Origin of the sequence: Natronorubrum aibiense (assembly GCF_009392895.1) — an archaeon.
GTDB classification, from domain to species: Archaea; Halobacteriota; Halobacteria; order Halobacteriales; family Natrialbaceae; genus Natronorubrum; species Natronorubrum aibiense.
In genome coordinates this window covers 3,157,451-3,178,344 of record NZ_CP045488.1, presented here as the reverse complement: position 1 = coordinate 3,178,344, position 20,894 = coordinate 3,157,451, and the positions used below count along the sequence as shown (strand labels likewise).

The 20,894-nt window shown below is 64.7% G+C and carries 21 protein-coding genes; 8 read left to right on the top strand and 13 right to left on the bottom strand.

Features of this window, described 5'->3' with window-relative positions:
• Positions 1 to 11: 11 nt before the first annotated feature.
• The 5 genes from GCU68_RS15720 to GCU68_RS15700 all read right to left on the bottom strand — a co-directional run bounded on the left by GCU68_RS15720 (position 12) and on the right by GCU68_RS15700 (position 5,903).
• Complete coding sequence (locus tag GCU68_RS15720) at positions 12 to 326, bottom strand: HalOD1 output domain-containing protein (protein ID WP_152943189.1); 315 nt, start codon at positions 324 to 326, stop codon at positions 12 to 14.
• Between the two features lie 109 nt (positions 327 to 435).
• Positions 436 to 3,591: a GAF domain-containing protein gene (locus GCU68_RS15715; protein WP_152943187.1), complete on the bottom strand. Its 3,156-nt coding sequence runs from the start codon at positions 3,589 to 3,591 to the stop codon at positions 436 to 438.
• 102 nt (positions 3,592 to 3,693) lie between these two features.
• Complete coding sequence (locus GCU68_RS15710; protein WP_152943185.1) at positions 3,694 to 4,023, bottom strand: cupin domain-containing protein; 330 nt, start codon at positions 4,021 to 4,023, stop codon at positions 3,694 to 3,696.
• Between the two features lie 143 nt (positions 4,024 to 4,166).
• On the bottom strand, positions 4,167 to 5,240 hold the full coding sequence (locus GCU68_RS15705; RefSeq protein WP_152943183.1) for a DNA-methyltransferase: 1,074 nt from the start codon (positions 5,238 to 5,240) through the stop codon (positions 4,167 to 4,169).
• A 90-nt stretch (positions 5,241 to 5,330) separates the two neighbouring features.
• Entirely contained in the window at positions 5,331 to 5,903 is a 573-nt protein-coding gene (locus tag GCU68_RS15700; protein WP_152943181.1) for a hypothetical protein, read from the bottom strand.
• A 460-nt stretch (positions 5,904 to 6,363) separates the two neighbouring features.
• On the opposite strand from GCU68_RS15700, the gene GCU68_RS15695 reads away from it, so the two are divergent.
• Positions 6,364 to 7,008, top strand: a complete 645-nt coding sequence (locus tag GCU68_RS15695) for a hypothetical protein (RefSeq protein ID WP_152943179.1) — start codon at positions 6,364 to 6,366, stop codon at positions 7,006 to 7,008.
• A gap of 10 nt (positions 7,009 to 7,018) precedes the next feature.
• On the opposite strand, the gene GCU68_RS15690 is transcribed toward GCU68_RS15695, so the two are convergent.
• Entirely contained in the window at positions 7,019 to 7,606 is a 588-nt protein-coding gene (locus tag GCU68_RS15690; RefSeq protein ID WP_152943177.1) for an NADPH-dependent FMN reductase, read from the bottom strand.
• 124 nt (positions 7,607 to 7,730) lie between these two features.
• Here GCU68_RS15690 and GCU68_RS15685 point away from each other — a divergent pair, with 124 nt between their 5' ends.
• Positions 7,731 to 8,720 carry a nucleoside recognition protein gene (locus GCU68_RS15685; RefSeq protein WP_152943751.1) on the top strand — a complete coding sequence of 330 codons (990 nt, stop codon included), beginning with the start codon at positions 7,731 to 7,733 and terminating at the stop codon, positions 8,718 to 8,720.
• A 27-nt stretch (positions 8,721 to 8,747) separates the two neighbouring features.
• Here GCU68_RS15685 and GCU68_RS15680 read toward each other — a convergent pair whose 3' ends face one another.
• Positions 8,748 to 9,689 (bottom strand): HhH-GPD family protein, encoded by a 942-nt coding sequence (locus tag GCU68_RS15680; protein ID WP_152943175.1) that lies wholly within the window; start codon positions 9,687 to 9,689, stop codon positions 8,748 to 8,750.
• A 93-nt stretch (positions 9,690 to 9,782) separates the two neighbouring features.
• Here GCU68_RS15680 and GCU68_RS15675 point away from each other — a divergent pair, with 93 nt between their 5' ends.
• Together GCU68_RS15675 and GCU68_RS21990 are read left to right on the top strand one after the other, a co-directional pair.
• On the top strand, positions 9,783 to 10,106 hold the full coding sequence (locus GCU68_RS15675; protein ID WP_152943173.1) for a hypothetical protein: 324 nt from the start codon (positions 9,783 to 9,785) through the stop codon (positions 10,104 to 10,106).
• A 111-nt stretch (positions 10,107 to 10,217) separates the two neighbouring features.
• Positions 10,218 to 10,346: a hypothetical protein gene (locus GCU68_RS21990; protein ID WP_264373465.1), complete on the top strand. Its 129-nt coding sequence runs from the start codon at positions 10,218 to 10,220 to the stop codon at positions 10,344 to 10,346.
• A 17-nt stretch (positions 10,347 to 10,363) separates the two neighbouring features.
• Here the strand turns inward: GCU68_RS21990 and GCU68_RS21985 are convergent, their stop codons facing one another.
• The 3 genes from GCU68_RS21985 to GCU68_RS15665 all read right to left on the bottom strand — a co-directional run bounded on the left by GCU68_RS21985 (position 10,364) and on the right by GCU68_RS15665 (position 14,874).
• Complete coding sequence (locus GCU68_RS21985; RefSeq protein ID WP_264373464.1) at positions 10,364 to 10,489, bottom strand: hypothetical protein; 126 nt, start codon at positions 10,487 to 10,489, stop codon at positions 10,364 to 10,366.
• 130 nt (positions 10,490 to 10,619) lie between these two features.
• Positions 10,620 to 12,524, bottom strand: a complete 1,905-nt coding sequence (locus GCU68_RS15670) for a DHH family phosphoesterase (RefSeq protein ID WP_152943171.1) — start codon at positions 12,522 to 12,524, stop codon at positions 10,620 to 10,622.
• Between the two features lie 97 nt (positions 12,525 to 12,621).
• Positions 12,622 to 14,874, bottom strand: coding sequence for an NADP-dependent malic enzyme (locus GCU68_RS15665; protein WP_152943169.1), 2,253 nt, complete (start codon positions 14,872 to 14,874; stop codon positions 12,622 to 12,624).
• A 198-nt stretch (positions 14,875 to 15,072) separates the two neighbouring features.
• Between GCU68_RS15665 and GCU68_RS15660 the strand changes: the two genes are divergently transcribed.
• The gene (locus GCU68_RS15660) at positions 15,073 to 15,570 is read left to right on the top strand and encodes a Mov34/MPN/PAD-1 family protein (protein ID WP_152943167.1); all 498 of its coding nucleotides are present in this window, start codon (positions 15,073 to 15,075) and stop codon (positions 15,568 to 15,570) included.
• Between the two features lie 78 nt (positions 15,571 to 15,648).
• Entirely contained in the window at positions 15,649 to 16,077 is a 429-nt protein-coding gene (locus tag GCU68_RS15655; protein WP_152943166.1) for an adenylyltransferase/cytidyltransferase family protein, read from the top strand.
• Position 16,078: 1 nt separating this feature from the next.
• On the opposite strand, the gene GCU68_RS21380 is transcribed toward GCU68_RS15655, so the two are convergent.
• Complete coding sequence (locus tag GCU68_RS21380) at positions 16,079 to 16,243, bottom strand: hypothetical protein (RefSeq protein ID WP_168927103.1); 165 nt, start codon at positions 16,241 to 16,243, stop codon at positions 16,079 to 16,081.
• Between the two features lie 202 nt (positions 16,244 to 16,445).
• Here GCU68_RS21380 and ilvD point away from each other — a divergent pair, with 202 nt between their 5' ends.
• Positions 16,446 to 18,182: a dihydroxy-acid dehydratase gene (gene ilvD, locus GCU68_RS15650; protein WP_152943164.1), complete on the top strand. Its 1,737-nt coding sequence runs from the start codon at positions 16,446 to 16,448 to the stop codon at positions 18,180 to 18,182.
• A gap of 50 nt (positions 18,183 to 18,232) precedes the next feature.
• Here ilvD and mobA read toward each other — a convergent pair whose 3' ends face one another.
• Together mobA and yqeC are read right to left on the bottom strand one after the other, a co-directional pair.
• Positions 18,233 to 18,856 (bottom strand): molybdenum cofactor guanylyltransferase, encoded by a 624-nt coding sequence (gene mobA / locus GCU68_RS15645; protein WP_152943162.1) that lies wholly within the window; start codon positions 18,854 to 18,856, stop codon positions 18,233 to 18,235.
• Between the two features lie 94 nt (positions 18,857 to 18,950).
• The gene (gene yqeC / locus GCU68_RS15640) at positions 18,951 to 19,706 is read right to left on the bottom strand and encodes a selenium cofactor biosynthesis protein YqeC (RefSeq protein WP_152943160.1); all 756 of its coding nucleotides are present in this window, start codon (positions 19,704 to 19,706) and stop codon (positions 18,951 to 18,953) included.
• Between the two features lie 129 nt (positions 19,707 to 19,835).
• Here yqeC and GCU68_RS15635 point away from each other — a divergent pair, with 129 nt between their 5' ends.
• Positions 19,836 to 20,813 (top strand): beta-ribofuranosylaminobenzene 5'-phosphate synthase family protein, encoded by a 978-nt coding sequence (locus GCU68_RS15635; RefSeq protein WP_152943158.1) that lies wholly within the window; start codon positions 19,836 to 19,838, stop codon positions 20,811 to 20,813.
• Positions 20,814 to 20,894: the final 81 nt, after the last annotated feature.

Genomic DNA, 20,894 nt, shown 5'->3' with positions numbered 1-20,894 from the left:
ACCGAACCGTCTCAGTAGCGGTCGAACGAGTTCGATTCGACGGTGATCTCGCCGTCAGCGCTGACGGTCACCAGACAGTCGTGGTACTCGAATGCGACAGACCCACCGGATCGAAGCCCGTTCGCACGTGGTTCGAACAGTCGCTCCAGCGCGTCAGTGTTGACCGTATAGTGAAGCGGCTCGAGTGCGGTTATCTCTTCGTCGCAGAACGTCGCAACGGCGTCGACGATGGCGACGCTCAGTGGTTCAGTATCGAGTCGATCGTACTGTACAGTGTAGCAGTCGTCTGTCGACAGAGACGATGAACGTGGAGTCATTTCAGTCATTGATTCTGCACACCCCCAACCAATGGGAAGACAACGCTCTCTTCACGAGTCGAAGTAATGAATTTGATTGTTAACTGTATAACTAGAGCTGCCGCGAGTGGTTAATCAGTTAACCACGGTTCGAAGACCCGTCGAACAGCGCGGTAAAGAGCTTCTGCTCGGCGGCTCTGACGTGTTTGTGAAACGCGGGTGGCGAAATCTCGAGCGAATCCGCGAGAGATTCGCCGGTGGTCTGGCGGGGCCACTCGAAGAAGCCGCCGTGGTAAGCCGTCTGGACGACCTCCCGCTGGCGGTCGGTCAGTCGCTCGAGCAGCGAGTTCCGCGTGGCGATGTCGATCGTCGACAGGTCGGCCGTCGACTGCTCGCGACGGGCGACCAGCGACGCCGGAAATCCGCGACGGCCGAGGCCCGTTACGACGTCCCTGATCTCGATCGACTCCGGGACGTCGACGATCGCCCGGTTGTCGGTGGTGTCGGTGACGAACGACCGAAGCGTTCCGCCCTGTGTGTCGACGGCGGAGCCGAGAAACGGGTCCGGACACTGCAGTTGGAGCAGCGTCTCCGCGCCCGTTTCAGCGATCACCGAGACGGTTCGAACGCCCTCGAGGTCCTCGAGTGTCGCGACGTCGTCGGGAACGACGTCGGCGTCGACGGTGGCGAACACCATCGACGAGCCGTCCGCTCGCATCGTCTCTCCCTCGTACTCGACGCGGGTAGCCAGCCGCTCGGCGAGTCGGCACAGTGGGGTCTCGGCTTCCAGTTCGAGTTCGAGTTCGACCGCGGCGACGCCGTCGGTCTGCAGTGCGCGCTTTCGCTTGACCGCGTCGATGGCGTAGCCGATGGTCTCGCCGAGTTCCTCGAGCATCGAGCGAAGCGGCGCGTCGAACGCGTCTCGATCGTCGCCGTAGAGCGAGACGACGCCGTAGAGGAAGTCGTCGTACACGAGCGGGACGGTGTAGACGGACTGGATGTTCCGCGAGAGAGCTTCGACTCGCCAGGTGCCATCGCGAACCGCGCCGGCGATGTTCTCGACGTACACCGTATCCAGCGTCCGGGCTGCTCGCCCCGTCGGTTCGGCCGCGGAGTCGTCGACAGTCGTCACCGTGATCGCGTCGAGATAGTCGCGGTCGTGGCCAGCCTGCGTGCGCCTGTGGAGTTGATTCCCGCTCGGATCGGGTTCGCCGATCCAGACGAACGAGCAGGTTTCGAGGGCGGCGAGGCGCTCACAGATCCCCTGTTCGATCTCGGTTCGGGAGTCGGCCATCAACAGCAGTTGCTCGATATCCTGTCGCACCTCGTTCGCGTCGTTCAGTCGCTCGAGGTGGGCGTTTTGCTGCTCGAGTTCTCGTTCGCGCCGGTGGAGCCGATGGGTGCGCTCGATCCGATCGAGCGCGGCTTCGGCGGTCGCGGCGAACAGTTGGGCGAGTTCGAACGTCTCGTCATCGTACTGACCGGGGTCGGGATCGAGCGCGACGAGGACGCCGTGTTCACCGATCGGAACGTAGAGCCCGCTGCGGGCGGCCGTCGTCGCATCGTACACCGACGGCGACTCCCTGACGTCGTCGAATCGGGAGGGCGTGTCGCTGATGAACGTCTGCCAGGTGATGCTCTCAGTCGGCTCGAGTCGAGGAGGCGCACCGACCGTCGACTCGAGTCCCGGCGCGTAGGCGGCCGGCAGCAGTTCGTTTTGCTGCTCGTCGAAGCGGTAGACGACGCTCTCGAGATCGAGGACGTCAGCGGCGACGTCGACCATGTACTCGCAGGCGGCCTGTTTCGATTCGACGGTCAGGAGATGTCTCGTGGCTTCGTGCAAAACGTTGAGCGTCTCCTGGTACTGCGTGCGCTCGGTGACATCGACGGCCGTTCCGATCACGCGCCCAACGGCGTCAGTGTCGTCCGCGGCGATCGGTTGCCACCACGCTTCGAAGACGCGATCACCGAGCACTGTCACGGAGTGGGCAGCGTGGCCGTCGAGTGCGGTTCGTGCATCCTCGAGGATGGTCGAGTGAGCGTCGAACACGTCGAACACCGACTCGCCAACGAGGTCGGGGCCACAGCCATCGATGCGCTCGAGCGCACGACCTTCGGCGAGGGTGATTGTCCCGTCGGTGTCGACGACGAAGAGCACGACGGGGACGTTCTCGACGAGCGTTTCCAGTCGCTCCGTCCGGGCGGCGAGTGCCCGTTCGCGCTCGATTCGCTCGGTAACGTCCCGGAAGTAGATCGACAGCCCCGACGGCGAGGGATACAGTCCGACGTCGTACCAGCGGTCGGTGGGTTCGTAGTAGCCCTCGAGCGACGTGTGTTCTTGGGTCCGCATCGCCTCGATCGCCGCGTCGTGGAAGTCCGTGCCTTGCAGGTCGGGGAATTCCTCGAGGAAGTCGTTGCCGAGCACCGCTGCCGACTCGACGTCGAGGAGGGACGCGGCTTGGTCGTTGAGATACGTCAGTCGTCGGTCGGCGTCGAGCGCACAGAACGCGTCCGTCACCCGTTCGAACGAGTCGTCAAGTTCCCGTTCGACCTGATGACGGTCCGTAACGTCTCGGATCGAGATGACGATCTCGTCGTCTGCCTCGAGCCAGTTCGTGAGGACGGCTTCGTGAACGAACCAGCCGTCGTCCGCGTGTTGAAACCGGTACTCGACGGTCGTCTGCGCGCCCGTTTCCCGTCCGCGAAGGTCCTCGAGTGCGCTTCGGACCACTGTCGTATCCTCCGGATGAACGTGTGCCACAAACGAGGTGTCGCGCACCGTCTCCGGGTTCGTGCCGAGCACCTGTTCGGCCGATGGCCCGATGGACGTGATCGTGCCGTCGACGTCGGTGATGACCAGCAGATCCGAGGACTGCTCGAGCAGCGTCTGACACCGCGTCTCCTGTCGGGAGAGCGTCCGGCGCGTCGTCTCGAACTGGGCGGCCTGCTGTAGCCGATGTTCGAGCAGCGCCGGCGTGTCGACCGTCGATGTCCGAACGACGTCGGTCACACCTCGGTCTTGCAGGCGATCGAGTATCTTGCTATCCACAGACTCGACGGCACAGACGACCGCACACGCCGGTTCGATGGCAGCGAGCACGTCGGGTTCGTCGGTCAGCAGACAGTCCACGCCGTCGAGTGTGTCCGCCTCGAGTTCGGCGTTCGCTTCGAGCGGCCCACGAACCGTCACGTCTCCGTTCTCGAGTGCGGCCGTCGCCGTCTGCAGCCACGGCGACGAACCGATGACGAGGAGCCGAAGGTGAGTCATCTCAGGGGCACCGAGACCGCGATTCATATCTTCGATGGGGTCGGCACGGATAAAAAACTCGTGTTCATCGCACGATTGTGCATACTCGCCACCAGTAGCGCCGCTCGTGACCGCGTTCGGAATCCGACCTTACGACGGGAGTGGGCAGAGACTCGCGGTGAAGACGACCGTTTCGTCGGTTTCGTTTCGTGCACCGTGGACGACACCGCGGTCGTGACGGACGACGCCGGGTGCGGTGATCTCCTCGTGCTGTTCGTCTTGGACGACCGTCACCGTCCCCTCGAGGACGTGAAACACGTTCGTACTCTCGGGATGGTCGTGGGCCTCGAGTTCCGCGCCCGGCCCGAGCGCGAACGTCTTAACCAGCACGTCGTCGGTGACGACCAGTTCCGCAGTCTCGATTTCGCCGTCGGCTGGCTCGAGGTCGGTGCGTGCAGCGTCGTATTCGTCGAGCGACATACCCACCGTTTCGTAGCGGCGACGTAAATGCGATACTGCCATCGGCGATCACGCCATCATTCAGTGATCGTGGCCATGGGTTTTGGCATCAGATCAAGATCCTTGTCGAGCCCTGAGCCACGTCCTGTCGTCACCCGGGTCCGTCACTCGAGCGTCAGTGGCTCGTGTGTGGCCCGATACCGGTACTCTGAGTCACGCTCGAGTCCGTCGACTGCCTCGAGCGAGGTCACCTCGCGGAGCTGGATGTCCCGTTCCATCTTGGTCACGACCGGCGTCTCGTAGTGGGTTGCATCGTACTCGAACGACTTCCCCTCCTCGCGGCGGCGAGCGACGAACTCGCGGTGGCGCTCCAGACGCGCCCGGCTGACCGAGCGCGACAGCGACGGCACGTCGGCCAGTCGGTCGTCGAACCGCTCGAGAAACGCCGCCTCGAGTTCCGATCCAACCGAGTTTCGTCCGGCACACATCGCCGCGAGCGTCGTCGTCCCGGTTCCCCAGAAGGGATCGAGGACGGTGTCACCGTAAGCCGAGTACATACAGATCAGCCGGTAGGGAATTTCGAGCGGGTAGGCGGCTGACCGGTCGCGAAGTTCGTCGTCGGCGAACTCGAGGGTCTGGAGTTCACCGCGGACCTCGGTCCAGACGTCCGAAAACCAGCGGTTACGCTCCTCCCAGAAGTACGCGGCTTCGTAGCGCCGATCGGCACCCGGTTCGAACGAGCGGCTCACCGGCCCCTTGCGAAAGAGCAGCACGTACTCGTGCTCGAGCGTGACGTAGGCGTTGGGGGGGATCATCCCGCTGCCCATAAACTTCGCAGCGCTGTTGGCCGGCTTGCGCCAGAGGACGTCGGGCAGCGGGTCGAAGCCGCGCGATTCGAAGGCCTCGAGGACGCGGGCGTGATTCGAGTAGACTCGAAAGCTGTCGTCGACCGACCGGGTCGCGTCGCCGACGTTGAGACACGCGATGCCGCCGTCGACCAGCACGCGCTCGAGTTCGTCCCAGACGCGGTCGAGCTGGGCGTGCATCGCGTCGAACGCCGCGCGGCCGTCGCCGGACTCGAGTGCATCCCCGATCGCGGGATCGAGCGCCGTAAAGAGGTCGTCCCACATCTCGATCATGGGGTACGGTGGGGACGTGACGACGAGTTCGACCGATTCGTCGTCGATCGAAGCGAGGTCCCGTGAGTCACCGACGAAGACTCGGTGAGTCGTCTCCATTGAGTGACACTGTCGGCGTGGGCCTCTTAGCTTCTTCGTCAACGGCGAGTGCGCTGCTCGCGCAGTCGGTACTACAAAAGTGGGACGTCGTTACTCCTCGGTCTCGTCCGATTCATCCGCGGCTGCTTCGACGTCGGAGTCCGTCTCCGTCGTCTCCGCTTCCTCGCCTTCGTCCTCGGTGATGTCAGTCGCCGGTTCGAACTCCTCGATCGGTTCCCACTCGTCGTCCTCGCCCGAGGCGAAACGACGGCGGAGATAGGCGAGTCCAGCGACGAGCCCCACGGCGAGCAGCAGTCGTCCGAGGGGGCTCGAGCCGCTTTCTCCCTCGGAGTCGGACGGCATCTCGGCTGACTCCTCCTCGTCGGCTTCGGCGCCGATCTCGTCGATGATTTCGGGCTCCTCGATGTCTTCGAGCGGCGTCTCCTCGAGTGAAAGTTCCTCGAGGTCGGTCGACTGCCGGCCCGCGAGAAAACCGAGTGCCGCACCGGCACCGAAAATCGCCCCCACCAGCGGCAGGCTGCGTGTGCCCCCGCCGTTCGATCCGTCCGCCTCCTCGACGGCCTCGAGAATCGACTCGCGCAGCGGCGAGTCCATCCCTTTCCCAACTGCTTCTTTGACCACGATCTCAGACAGCGTCTTGTCCTGTTGTTCCGTCTCGGGCATAATCACACCCGACCACATCCCCGTAAATAGTTCTGTCCAACGTTTCGATCGAACCGTCGTCGCGCTCGAACGGTACCCACCGGCTACCGTCAGCGTGTGGGGTGGTAACCGACACCTACTCGACCGCGACGGCAGACAAGTGGCCACAGCGTGATACGTTCCTGCTGGTCGCGACGTGCGAACGCATCGACGAGCGGACTGCACCTGCTTCGACGGCTCGGATGCCTATCGTGACCGCGACTTCGTGTCAGCGCCAGTGCCGGCTCGAGTCGGTCATAACGACTCCGTGGTCCTGCACGTGATTGGTGCGCTCGGAAAACGACCCCCTCGAATCTTGTGGCTCGAGAAACAACAGATTTCTCGCAGATATAATCGTCGTCGTTAGACAGATTGGTAGGATATCGTTACTGTGTGGGGTAATGACTACCATAACGAAAGGGAGTGGCGAACATGACTACCTATGAGCGTCATTCGTCAGCCCGGCGTTCTCGGGCGAACGACCCGACGACGAGTCGTTGGGACGACTGCGGCGCTCTCAGCGGCACTAATCGAAGTGGTTGCCGTCGGTCTCTGGTTCGGGCTCGTCGTCGGCTCCCGAACCACGTCGACGGCACTCGCCGGACTCGGGATCCTCTTCTGTGGCTCGCTTCTCCGGACCGGCGTCTTCGGCGCGACGATCAGTGATATGGAGGATCTCCTACAGCCGCGGCGGCTCGCGGCCGCGCTCGCGCTGACGGGGAGCTGGATCGTCTGGCTGCTCGTCGCCGAACAGATCGGCGACACCACCGGACTCGTCGTCGCGACCCTCGTGCTCACCGGGCTCCTCACCGGCCAGTTCGTCCTCGAGCGACATGTCTTCCGCCCGCAACTGCGCTCCCGGACGGTTCGTGGGTCGCTCGTTCCGGCAGTGTTGTTGGCCGTCGGCGCAGCGACGCTGCTCGCTACGGCGTGGTTTACCGACTGGGCGGTCGCCACGCCGCTGCTCTCGCTCGAGTTCACCACGATCGGCGTGCGGATCGACGCCCTCCACATCGGTGCGCTCAGCTTCGGGCTGTTCGCCTTTTTCGCCCACCAACAGCGCTTCGAGCGGTTCCTCGACCGCTAAGCGGTCGCGGTCACTTCCCTTCGGCACCGATGTTCTGGTCGCTCTCGAACGAATCCGGGTCCGGTTCGATCGTCGCATACTGTACTGCCCGTCTCCCGAGCGTGACCACGCGTTCCTCGAGTTTCGGGTCGACGAACGCGCCGTCTTCGAACGCCGCGTGGGAGTTCGCGATCGCGGCCTCGTGTGGAATGACCCACGCGTTCAGCGCCCGACAGACCGAGCGCATGTGCTCGAGCGCCGTCACCGGGAACGCTCCGCCTGAGACGGCGAGTAAGCCGACGGTCGTATCCTCGAACTCGTCGAAGCCACAGTAGTCTATGGCCGTTTTCAGCGGCGAGGAGTAGGAGCCGTGGTACATCGGCGAGCCGAGAAGAATCGTCTCGGCCGTCCGGAGTCGAGCCGCCAACTCTGCTGCATCGCCCGCTTCGTCCCGATCGCGGTCCGCGTCGAATATCGGCAACTCGAACTCCCGGAGATCGATCAGTTCGGTGCTCGCTCCGACTTGCTCGGCGGCCTCGAGGACTCGCTCGAGGGCGAGACGGGTCGTACTTGCATCGCGGAGGCTGCCACAGACGGCGACGACGTGTACGTCAGCCATAGTGCTACCGTGGGTTGCGAGCCTCAAATAGACTGGTAGCCGTCGAACGCCACTCGTCCGCGGGCGCGTGGCGCTGTGTGCCGTGACCGACGGGCCTTTCGTGCGGGGATTCGAACGCGTCATCGTGCAGTCGCTCATCTCCGTTCTGCTGACCGAGGCGCTGCCTCGAGTCCTGACGATCACGCTGTTGATCGGGGTCGGCGTCGGACTTGCGAATCTCGCCGTCGCCTACGGCCTCGTCGACGTCATCGCCCGCGTCGGTCGCTACCTGACGGAGCCAGCCAACCTGCCCGACGAAGTCGGCGCGGCAGTGTTGACGAACACGGTCTCGGTCACCGCCGGCTACGGGATGCTCGCCGAGTTCCGCGACTCGGGCCTGCTCGACGACCGCGCGACCCTGATCGCCGTCGTCATCAACACGTTCTTCGGCTTCGTCCAGCACATTTTCACCTACTACGGCCCCGTCCTCATCCCTATTCTTGGACTTCACGCCGGGCTCATGTACGTCGGCGCACGGGCCGGTATCTCGCTTGCCATCTCGATCGTCGGCCTGCTGGCCGGTGCCGTGTTGTTGCGCGGCTACGAGTACGACAACAGCGCCATCGAGCCGGAAACACCCGACGACGAGGAGGAGACACACCGCGAGAAACTCCGCCACGCCGGCGCGGAAACGGCCGATCGGCTGCGATCGATCGTCCCGCGGCTGGCGATCATCTACTCGCTCGTCTTCGTCGCCCTCGAGTACACCGACCAACTCGTTGCCGCGCTCGCGACCGTCGGCCTCGAGGAGCCCGCGGCGCTCGTCGACCCGATTGCCGGACTCGTCGGCCTGCCGGGTGCCGCGGTGCCAGTGATCGTCGTCTCGCTCGTCGATCCGACGATGGGCGCGATGACCGTCGCGCCCATGATCGGCGACGTGCTCACGCCCGCACAGGCAGTGATCACGCTGCTCGTCGGTAGCCTGTTCTCGCTGACGATCGGCACGGTCAAGCGCTCGATCCCGTTTCAGTACGGCATCTGGGGCACAGAGTTCGGCACCAAGGTCATCGTCCTCAACACGGGGCTCAAAGCCGTCTTCATCGTCGTCTCGATCCTCGTCTTTCTCGTGGTGTAACGCTCGCGACGCAGCCACAGCTGGCGATCAGCGCTTGAGCCGCGCCACGCGTTCGCCGTCGCCGTCTTCGACGGTCACCAGCCCGTCGTCCTCGAGGTCGGCGAGCAGCCCCTCGAGCCACTCGCGACCGTACTCGCCGTCCGGGACGTAGTCGACGCGGATGCGGTGGCCGAGCGTGTCCAACTCGAGTTCGTCGTACTCCCGGAGGGTGCCAACGACGCGCCCGCGGAACTGGCGGCGACTCCCCTCGAAGCTCGGCTGCGTGGGGACGTCCGGCGCGGTGAAGTCGCCGCTCGCGTACGCTCCACACCACTCGCGCCACGGGCAGCCGACCTCGTCGCAGCGGGGCGTCTGGGTGCAGGCGACGCCACCCAGTTCCATGATCGCGTTGTTCCAGACTCGTGATCGGTCGTCAGGCATGAGTTCGTTCGCAGCGTCCTCGAAGGCCGCGTCGTCGTCGGGCACGTCGAAGGCCCGATAGCAGACGCGCTTGACGTTCGTATCGACGACCGCGTCCCCGTTGTTGAACGCGAAACTCGCGACGGCGTTTGCGGTGTAGGGACCGACGCCCATCAGCTCCTGGAGCGCTGTCGGGGTCTCGGGGAACTCGCCACTGTACTCCCCTTCCACCTGCTGTGCAGCCTCGTGGAGGTACTTCGCCCGGTTGTTGTACCCCAGACTGTGACTCGTCCAAAACCCCACCACGTCCGCCCGGTCGGCCGCCGCGAGGTCGGCCGTTGTCGGCCAGCGCTCGAGGAACTGCTCCCAGGCGTCGACGACCCGATCGAGTTGGGTCTGCTGGCTCATCACCTCGCTGACGAGGATCTCGTAGGGGTCGTCGGTCCGCCGCCAGGGATAGTCGCGGTGGTCGGCCTCGTACCACGCGATCAGCGCCTCGCGGATGGCCTCGAGATCGTCGGGCAGCGTCCACGCCCTGTCCCCGTCGGCGTCACCGTCGCTCTCGCTCATCGGTCGCCCTAGCGACCGGCGCGTCTTACTGGTGGCGGTTCTCGATCGCTCGAGCACGAAAGCCCTATCCCGCCGGCTCGAGTCCCCACTCCTATGAGCCTCGACGATCTCACCAACGACGTACAGGATTCCTACGGACAGCTAGACGACGACCTCACCGTCTCACTCGACCGAGAAGCGCGGAACGAACTCGCCTTGCTCGAGGCAGCCCTCGAGCCCGAGGATACGGACGAACTCGTTCGCCGAGCGATCCACATGCTCTTTCAGACGACCGTCGACACCGGCAAGCTCGACTTCCAGCTGCGGTCGGCCTACGACGTCACCTACGACGAGTACCTCTCCGGGATGACCTTCGAGGAGATGACCGGCGCGGACCAGTACCCCTCGATGGACGACGAGCGACGCTACCAGTTCTGAACCCGGCGTTACCACGGACTGTCTCGTGTGTTTATATGGGTTTTATCATCAACGTACAGTACAATCGCTGTAATAGGTGCGCTTATTACTGATCAGCACTGCGGTCCCGATATGGCAATCAGTCAATCCCCAACCGACGCCGACCTGTACTGTCCCGACTGCGCCGGGACGCTCGCGGTCCGACACGACGCCCTCGAGTGCGAGGAGTGCGGCTACGTCCCTCGACACGGCTCGGATTAACCGCCGCGCCGCCCGCCTCATCGAACCGTCGAACCAACACCACCCCACTCTTCACGGTCGTTTTTCTCGTCGATCAACAGCGGACGCGCTCGCGGCTGGCCACTCGAGTCACTGTGGGTCGCTCTCGACGCGATATCAGTCACTACCGTCGGCGTACCACGGCGAAACAAAAGTATGCCCGACTGACTGCGAGCGGTATACAGACCGCTGTACGTCAGTTTCGGCGCGACCGCGTTCTGCGGTCACGCCGGTAACTCGTTACGGCGTTCCGTCTTAGTCGTCGATCAGGGCCGCACTCGAGAGCGCTTCGTCGATCTCGGCTTCTTCCATCTTCTCGACTAAGGCGTCGATCACTTCTTCTCGTTTGCCCTTGACGAACTTGATCGAGCCGACGACGAGGTGGCCGCCGCCGGAGACGCCGCCGCCGGGGATCTCCTCCTCGAGTTCCGTGACCATGTTCGGGATGTCGAGTCGGACGCCGTCACTGCGCAACACGGCGAAGTCAGGGCCGTAGCCGACCGTGATGACGGGGTCGCCCGTCTCTTCGATCTTGCGGTCGTGGATCTCGCCCGTGGTCTTGCCCGGTGCGGGATAAGTAAACCGGTGGGCGTAGTTCTCGACGTCGATCCGGTAGAGGTGCGCGCCGTTGTCCAGATCCTCGTGCTCGAGATGGGGCATCGCGGCGTCGAGTTGCTCGTCGACTTCCTCGCGGGCGCGATCGGCGAAGAACGACACGAGTTCTCGATGGCGATCCTCGTCGCCGTTGTCGACGTGGAGTAAGTCCTGAATCAGCTGGTCGCCAGAGTTGTAGCGCAGCCAGAATGCGGCGTAGTCCAGCGCCTCGCTGACGTCCTGCAGACGGTCCTCGTCGTAGCCCTCCTCGGCGGCGAGGTCGAGGTAATCGCTCATCGCGTCGGCTTTCGAGCGATCCGAGAGGCCGGCGACGGCAGGGATGTGTCGGAGTTCGTCAGTGAGTTCGGGGTAGATCATCCGCGCGAGTTCGACACAGAGCATCCCCGTCGTGATCCGGTAGTCCTCGTCGTGGAGGTACGGGTTGACGTGGGCGTCGAGCAAGTCCTCGACGGCCTCGGGGTCGGGGTGGTGGTGGTCGACGACTGCGATCGGGATATCGTAGTGGGCCAGCGTCTCGTAGGCCGGGACGTCCTCGGCCGTCGAGCCGTTGTCGAGCATGAGCAACAGCGGGAGTTGCTGGCCGTGTTTCTCCTGATCCTCGAGAGCGAAGTTCAGGTCGCGCGTGGCGTCTTCCATCTCGTAGAAGGGCGCTTTCGCGGGCAGGCGCTTGATGAGGTGTCGCGGGGCATCCTCGTCCTCGTGGACCTCAGCGATGAATCGTTCGAGGGCGATCTGAACGGGAACGGCGGCACACATGCCGTCACCGTCTGCGTGGTGGCGCACGCGGATCGGGCGGCCCTCGAGGACGGTCCGTCGGAGCAGTTTCGCGACCTCCTGCAGGTTGGGTCGGAGTTTCTCGAAAGCGGGCCAGTCGATCAGGGGCGCGACGTCGTGGGGTTGTGCGCGGGACTCGAGGGCGTCCTCGAGTCGTTTGCGGGCTTCCTCGGCGTCCTCACCCTCGAGTGTCGAGAGACCGTCGACCTCGATCTGGACGGTGCCCTCGCGGTACTCCGGAGCGCCGGTGACGCGGACGATGTCGCCGACTTCGACCTGCGGATAGGCGCGGACGCCAGCCTCCTCGAACGCGGCACACGGGACGACGCCGTCCTCGTCGGTGACGTGGAAGATCGTCGGGCCGCCGGTCTGTTTGACCTGCACGACTTCGCCCTCGAGGTGGATCTGCTCGCCGATGTTCGACTCGAGACGGTCGGTCCCGGTCAGAGCGTAGTCGTGGTCGACGGACTCGACGGTATAATCGTCGACGTCGGCCGGTTCGAACGCCATGTCGCCGTTCTCTCGGACCGTCTCGAGTTCGACGACGAGTTCGTCACCGACGGCGTAGGTGCCGTCGAGGACGGATTCGTGGACGAGTCCGGAGATGGAGTCGGAGAGATCGACGAAAACGCCGTAGTCGACGATACCGTTGATTTCGGCGAGGTACGGCCGATCGTATTCGACGTCCGCTGCAGTACACTCGGAAGCGAGATCGTAGACGACGGAATCCCCGTCGTCTGCGCCGGGTTCCCCGGCGGACTCACGTGTCATCTTGGATCGTCATTTGCGTCGGTCGCGTATAACCCTTGTCAAGACCGAATAGCGCGGCGGCGCGCGATCGCGCGCGAGAATCGACTGACTAGACAGACTACTCTTCCTGTGCGTCGACGGTCGCGACGGCCGCCAGATTGACGATGTCGGCGACGTCGTCGTCGCGCTGGAGGACGTGAACCGGGCGGTCCATGCCGACCAGCATCGGCCCGATCGCTTCGGCCCCACCCAGCCGCTGGAGGAGTTTATAACAGATGTTGCCCGCCTCGAGGTTCGGGAAGACGAGCACGTTCGCCGGCTCGTCTAAGTCGGCGAACTCGTAGGATCCCTCGAGCAACTCCTCGACGACGGCGGTGTCCGCTTGCATCTCGCCGTCGACGGGGAAGTCGACGCTCGGGTCGTTTCGGAGCTGTTCGGCCGCTCGTCGAGGTTTCCGGGTACCGTCGTTGTCGACGCTGCCGAAGTCGGAGTACGACAGCAGTGCCGCCCGCGGCTCGACGTTGAACTGTCTGGCGAGGGCAGCCGTATGACGTGTGATTTCGGCCAGGACGTCCTCGTCGGGGTCCTGATTGACCGTCGCGTCCGCGAGGAAGACGACGCGGTTTTTGAACGTGAGCATGTAGACGCCCGCGGCGTAGTCGGTGTCCGGCGCGGTACCGATAACCTGCAGCGGCGGGCGCAGCGCCGATGGGTAGTGGTTCGTCAGCCCGGTGAGCATCGCGTCGGCATCGCCCTGATCGACCATCACCGAGGCGAAGTAGTTGCTGTCCCGGATCAGTTCGCGAGCTTCGGTTCGGGTCACGCCCTTTCGCTGGCGGCGCTCGTATAGGGAGTCGACGTATCCATCGTGTACGTCGGCGCTTGGATCGACCACTTCGGGGTCGTACTCGAGGCCGAGGTCCGTGATCGTCGTCGCGATCTCGGCTTCGTCCCCGATCAGCACTGGCTGGGCAACCTCTCGTTCTTCGATCTGGGCCGCCGCGCGGATGATCTTCTCGTTGCCACCTTCGGCCAGCGCGAGTCGTTTCGGCTCGGTTTTGGCCTTGTTGAACACCGTTCGCATCATCTCGCGGGATTTGCCGAGGCGGGCCTCGAGACGCTCGACGTAGGTCTCGATGTCCATGTCGGTGCGGGCGGCCCCGCTGTCGATCGCGGCGCGGGCGACCGCGGGCGCGACCTCGAACAACACTCGCGGATCGAGCGGCTTCGGGATGATGTACTCAGGGCCGAACTGCAGCGGCTGGTCGCCGTAGGCCTTGCGGACGGCGTCGGGCACGTCCTGTTTCGCGAGGTCGGCGATCGATTCCGCGGCCGCGACTTTCATCTCCTCGTTGATCTCGGCAGCACGCACGTCGAGTGCGCCACGGAAGATGAAAGGGAATCCGAGGACGTTGTTGACCTGATTTGGGTAGTCAGAGCGGCCAGTGGCCATGATGACGTCGTCGTCACGGGCCGTTTTCGCCGTCTCGTAGTCGATCTCGGGCTCGGGGTTGGCCATCGCGAAGACGATCGGGTCGTCGGCCATCGAGCGGATCATCTCCGGCGAAACGATGCCGCCGGCCGAGAGGCCGACGAAGACGTCCGCGTCCACCATCGCATCGGCGAGTTCGCCGTCGGGCACGTCGCGGGCGAACTCGCGGCTGTAGGGATCGAGGTCGCCGGCTTCGGCTCGCGCCGTCGTCAGGATGCCGTCGATGTCGACCATCGTGATGTGCTCTCGCTTGACGCCCAGCGAGACGAAAAACTGGGCCGTCGCAAGTGCTGCTGCACCCGCGCCGGCGAACGTGACCGAGATCGACTCGAGGTCCTTGTCGGCGAGTTCGGCGGCGTTTAACAGCGCCGCACCGGTGATAATCGCGGTTCCATGTTGGTCGTCGTGAAAGACCGGAATGTCCATGCGGTCGCGAAGCCGCTCCTCGATCCGGAAACAGTCCGGTGCGGCGATGTCCTCGAGATTGATCCCGCCGAAGGTCGGTTCCATCGCCGCGACCGACTCGACGAACGCGTCGGGGTCGTCGAGGTCGAGTTCGATGTCGAAGACGTCGATATCCGCGAATCGCTTGAACAGGACGCCTTTCCCCTCCATGACAGGTTTCGAAGCCTGCGCACCGATATCGCCGAGTCCGAGCACCGCGGAGCCGTTCGAGACGACGCCGATGAGATTCGCTTTCGCCGTGTACTGGTAGGCGTCGTTCCTGTTGTCGGCGATTTCCCGACACGGTGCGGCGACTCCGGGCGAGTAGGCGAGCGAGAGATCCCGCTGCGTGCTCGTCGACTTCGTCGTCCTGATCTCGAGTTTGCCCGGCGGGTCGTCGCTGTGGTAGGCGAGTGAGTCTTCGTCTAGTGACATACGTCCGGATAGCCAGCCCCCCTCAAAAAGACACGCGCTAATATGCGGTGGAGGTGTATGTATTCCTAGTTGATCCTTGAGAGATACCATCGACGATGATGATCGTCTCACGTCGGCGTCCGAGCAGCACGGACGCGGTTCGTTTCGCGAGCCCGTCTTATCGGAACGTTTAGCAACCGCAAGCCCCGACGGTGTGCTATGGGGCTGTTCGACGCGCTGTTTCGCTCGAGTGAGATTCTCGGCATCGCTGAGGAGACACTCGAGTTCGCCCTCGAGTCCTCGGAGGCGACCCACCCGAACGAGTACATGGGTTTTCTCCGGGGCACCGAGGCGGACAGACTCGGACTCGAGCAGGACGGACTCGTCATCACGGACATCGTAGTGGTCCCCGGCACCGAGTCGAACAGCGTCAGCGCGACGGTCAGGACGAGCCAGATTCCAAACGACGTGAAGGCACTCGGCAGTATTCACTCCCACCCGAACGGTGTGATTCAGCCGAGTAGCGCGGATCTGGAGACGTTCGGCCGGGGCAGCGTCCACGTCATCATCGGCGCCCCCTACCGCCGAACGGACTGGAAGGCCTTCGACTCGCAGGGGAAGCCGACCCAGTTGAACGTGGTCGACGTCGACCTCCCCGAAACTGAGGACTTTTTCGATTTCACGCAGGCGGATATCGACGACGAACTCCGACGATAGTATGAGTATGCTCGAGACGACTACCGGCCCGAACCGTGAACGGACGACGAGCAATGCGCGCGGCGACCGGAGGGCGACATGACGAAGACCGTCATCGCCCAGGGGACCTTCGACGTCATCCACCCCGGCCACGTCCACTACCTCGAGGAGGCGGCCGCGATGGGCGACGAACTGTACGTGATCGTCGCTCGCAAAGCGAACGTCGACCACAAGGAAGCGCCGATCTGTCCAGCGACGCAGCGACGCGACGTCGTCGGCGCGCTCGAGGCCGTCGACGAGGCGATACTCGGCCACGAGGAGGATATTTTCATCCCGATCGAGGAGATCGACCCCGACGTCATCGCGCTGGGACACGACCAGCACCACGACGCCACGGCGATCGAAGCCGAACTCGATCGCCGCGGCATCGACTGTGTCGTCGAGCGGGCCAGCGGCCGGGAGCCGACCGACGACGAGATCCTCTCGACCCGACTGATCATCGATCGTATCCTCGAGCGTCGCGGATAGGTCAGGTTTCCGAGTCGGAGACCGTAACTGGCGGTGGCAGCCGAAACGATTCGACCGTATGGCCCGTTTCGACGAAGTGTTCGATCGCTTTCTTCGACGCCTCGGCTTCGGTGCAGTCGTCGGCAGCGGTGAGCTGCCACTTGCACTCGAGACAGTACTTGCACATTCGTCGCTCTAGAACCCACTCCGTGACCGGCGTGGGAAAGCCCCGTGCAGGAAATCGAAGGTGACGCGGGCGGGCGGCGACCTCGATGGACGGTCGGGCCAGCAGACGGCGCTCGCGGCACCCGAATGTGTTCGACTGGGGCTTGATGTGGGGTGATGTCGGTATCCGAGGTCTTTAAGCGCCGAGGTGGCAATTTCACGGTATGAGCCAACAGCCCGAGGAGCGATCGCCTGCAGAGGGCAAGCCCGAGGAGTTGCCGAGCAAGGAGGTCACGGAGGGGGTCGAACGAGCCCCCCACCGTGCGATGTTCCGTGCGATGGGGTACGACGATGCGGACCTGTCCTCGCCGATGATCGGCGTTGCGAATCCAGCCGCCGACATCACGCCGTGTAACGTTCACCTGGACGACGTGGCCCAGTCGGCCTACGACGCCGTCGACGAGGCCGACGGGATGCCGATCGAGTTCGGCACGATCACCATCTCCGACGCGATTTCGATGGGGACCGAGGGGATGAAAGCCTCGCTCATCTCTCGAGAAGTGATCGCCGACTCCGTCGAACTCGTCGCGTTCGGCGAGCGCATGGACGGGCTCGTCACCATCGGCGGCTGTGACAAGAACATGCCCGGGATGATGATGGCCGCGATTCGGACGGATCTGCCGAGCGTCTTCCTCTACGGCGGCTCGATCATGCCCGGCGAACACGACGGTCGCGAGATCACGATCCAGAACGTCTTCGAGGGGGTCGGTGCCGTCGCCGACGGCGAGATGTCCGAAGACGAACTCGACGAGATGGAGCGCCACGCCTGCCCGGGTGCGGGCTCCTGTGGTGGGATGTTCACCGCGAACACGATGGCCTCGATCTCCGAGACGATTGGCTTCGCGCCGCTTGGGTCGTCCTCGCCACCCGCCGAGGACGACGACCGCTACGAGGTCGCCCGCGAGAGCGGCGAACTCGCCGTCGAGGTCGTCCGCGAGCAGCGAAAACCGTCGGACTTCCTCTCGCGGGAGTCCTTCGAGAACGCGATCGCGCTGCAGGTCGCCGTCGGCGGCTCGACCAACGCCGTACTCCACCTGCTGGCGATGGCCGCCGAGGCTGGCATCGACCTCGACATCGAGACGTTCAACGAGATTAGCGCCCGGACGCCGAAGATCGCCGATCTGCAGCCCGGCGGCCAGCGCGTGATGAACGACCTCCACGAGGTCGGCGGCGTCCCCGTCGTGCTCCGGGAACTCCTCGAGGCGGACCTACTCCACGGCGACGCGCTGACTGTCACCGGCGAGACGATCGCCGAGGCCATCGAACGCCTCGACCCGCCACGAATCGAGGACCTCGACGCTGACTTCCTCTACACCGTCGACGATCCCATCCACGAGCGCGGCGCGATCCGCATTTTGACGGGCAACCTCGCACCCGACGGTGCCGTCATCAAGATCACCGGCGAGGACCACCTTCACCACGAAGGCCCCGTCCGCATCTTCGAATCGGAGGAGCCGGCGATGGCGTACGTGCAGGAAGGACGCGTCGAGACGGGCGACGTCATCGGTATCCGCAACGAGGGTCCACAGGGCGGCCCCGGCATGCGCGAGATGCTCGGCGTCACGAGCGCAGTCGCCGGCCAGGGCCACGCCGAGGACGTGGCGCTCTTTACTGACGGCCGATTCTCCGGTGCTACTCGAGGCTTCTCCATCGGCCACGTTGCGCCGGAAGCCGCCGCCGGCGGCCCGATCGCCGCCCTCGAGGACGGCGACACCATCACGATCGACATCGACAACCTCGAACTCTCCGTGGATCTCACCGACGAGGAGATCGAGCAGCGACTCGAGAAACACGGCCTCCCCGAGCCCAACTACACGACCGGGGTGCTGGCGAAGTACGGGCAAACGTTCGACTCCGCGGCCAACGGTGCCGTGACCAACCCCGGCGCGAAGCAGGACTAACGCTCCAAAATAGCGGTTCGAAGACGACCGACGCTTTTTCGAGACTCGTCCTACTCGAGCCGTTGCGCTGCCGCCCGCAGGTCGTCCGGGGTGTCGACGCTCTCGAAGGTCGTCGCCGAGACGCCCTCGAGGTCGGCTTCCTCGACGGTGACCACGTCGAGCGAGTCGAACGCAGCCAGAACCCGAGTATCGTCGGAACCCAGCGTCTCCTCGCAGGCACGCGCCATCGGCTCGGCGCGGTAGACGGCCTGTGTCGTCTGATACCAGCCGTCCTCGAGTCGGACGACGGCCCCGTCGTGGCCACGAGCGTGCGCGTACAGTTGTTCGAACAGCGTCGGATCGACGAACGGCATGTCACAGGCGACGACGGCCGCGTACTCGCGGTCGACCGCCGCTAAGCCGACGCCGATGCCGGCCAGCGGGCCGCGGTCGGGAATCGGATCGATCGCGTACCGACGGTCGACGTCGCTCCCCGAGAGTGCGTTTCGGATCGCCTCGCGTTGCTCGTCCCGGCAGTTGACGACGACTGCGTCGGTGACTCCCGCGAGTTGATCCACGACACGGCGGATCAGCGGCGTCCCGGCGAGTTCGGCGACGGCTTTGTCTGTCTCGCCAAAGCGCGTCGAGTAGCCGCCCGCGAGGACGACGCCCTCGAGTGAATCGAAACTCGTCACAGGCGATGCTATGTACGAGAGCCGTATAAATCGTCAGTGACCAGTCGACAGCCGGGCCACGGCGAGGACTCATACTGACTTCTGTCCGCCAGCATCACTGATAGACGTCGACCAACGGCTCGTCGGCGATCATGCTCGTCAGGACGACTCGCGAGACGCGACCGTGTGTGGCAGCGCTCTCCTCGCGGATGTGCGTCGCGATCTCGCGTGCCGTCTCGAGGGCGTCGTCATCGTCGACCATGTTGAGCAGCGGGACGTACGTCGCACCGTCCGGGACGTCCTTCAGTCCACCTTCCGGGCTGGTCAGAACCGCCGCCACGTCGGCCGGTTCGATCGGCTCACCGATCGCTCGTCCGGTCACGTCCGCGACGTGCTCCGGGCGGTGAACGACGTCGTCCTCGAGCGGCTGGCCGACCGCGTCGACACTCGCGATAGCGATCACCGTCTCGGCGGTCTCGGGTAGTTGCGGCTCGCGTTCGTTCGGGGCCTTCAACAATCGCGTTCTCGCGCCGTCGGCTTTGACGAGCACGTGCTCGACGCCGTCGGCCGACGCGATCCGATCGACCGTTGCAGGGTCGTACCCCCGATACCGGTCGTCTCGCTCCTGTGCTGGCACCAGTCCGAGCGGCCACTCGAGGTCGGCGTCGTCGGTCGACTCGAGGACGGCGAGTGGATCTTCAGTCACTCGCACGTCGGCGACCTGTCGGTCGAAGATCGGGATCCGGACGGTCGCTGTCACGACTGCTCGCTCGAGTCGGCCGGCGAGTTCGTACAGCGTCGATTTCTTCCCGCCAGCGCCGACGACACAGGTGAGTCCGGTATCGGCCTCGAGTGCGCGCGTGAGTTCCATGTCCACTAGACACATGACCGATCGAAAAGAGCTGTCGGTGACACGACGGTTCGACTGTCAACATGTGCCACGGAGACAGGCGTTGCCAGCGTCGAAACCCCCTTGCCGAGGGCTTGCCTAGCGGCGGCTATGACACCCGCGACCGTCAGCGCCGGGGCCCGGATTCACGTCGGGTTCCAGAACCTCTCGCTGGCCCGGCGACGGCTCTACGGCGGCATCGGCGTCGCCCTCGAGGAGCCACGCGTCACGGTTACCGCCGAACCGGCCGCCACCGTCGAGAGCGACGACCAGTTGGTCCGGGAGTACGCGAGCCGTGCCGTCGACATCCTCGACGTTCCCGGCGTCGCGGTCACGCTCGAGGAACAACTCCCGCGTCACATCGGACTCGGCAGCGGCACCCAGCTATCGCTGTCCGTGCTCGCCGCAACGGCCCACGCTCACGGCCTCGAGCCAGCGGTCAGAGCCCATGCCCCCGCAATGGGCCGGGGTGGCCGCAGCGGCATCGGCGTCGCGACCTTCGAGGCCGGCGGATTCGTCGTCGACGCCGGTCACCCGACGAATCGGTTTACGACCGAGCCGCCGACCGAGGGCGACTGGACGGTGCCGCCGGTCGTCGCCCGCCACGACCTGCCTTCCGACTGGCGTTTTCTTGTCGTCGTTCCAGACGCCGACCCCGGCCGCAGCGGCGATGACGAGGATGCGAGTATGCGAAGCGTGGTCGAGCGTGCCGACCCCGCCATCGCCGACGAAATCGCTGGCGTCGTCACTCGAAAACTGTTGCCCGCCGCCGCCGAGGGCCGACTCGAGGCCTTCGGCGAGGCGATCAGCGAGATCGGCCGCAAAAACGGCGCGTGGTACGCCGATGCCCAAGGCGGCGTCTTTCGGCCGCCTGCTGGTACCCTCGTCGAAACGCTTGAGACGTGTCCAGTCTGTACCGGTGTCGGTCAGTCATCGTGGGGGCCAGTCGTCTACGCCGTCACGGATCGAACCCACGCCGAGGAGGCCACGACAGCCGCTCACGACGCGCTCGCAGACAACGACCTCGAGGGCGACGTTATCCTGTCTGCGCCCGCTTCGAGCGGGGCGACGGTTCGCGTCGATCAGTAAGGCGGGCGGACAAACCGACGGCAGTGCTGACAGAGAGTCACCGCACCGACGAGAAGAGCGTTTTTTGCGTCCCGACCGCAT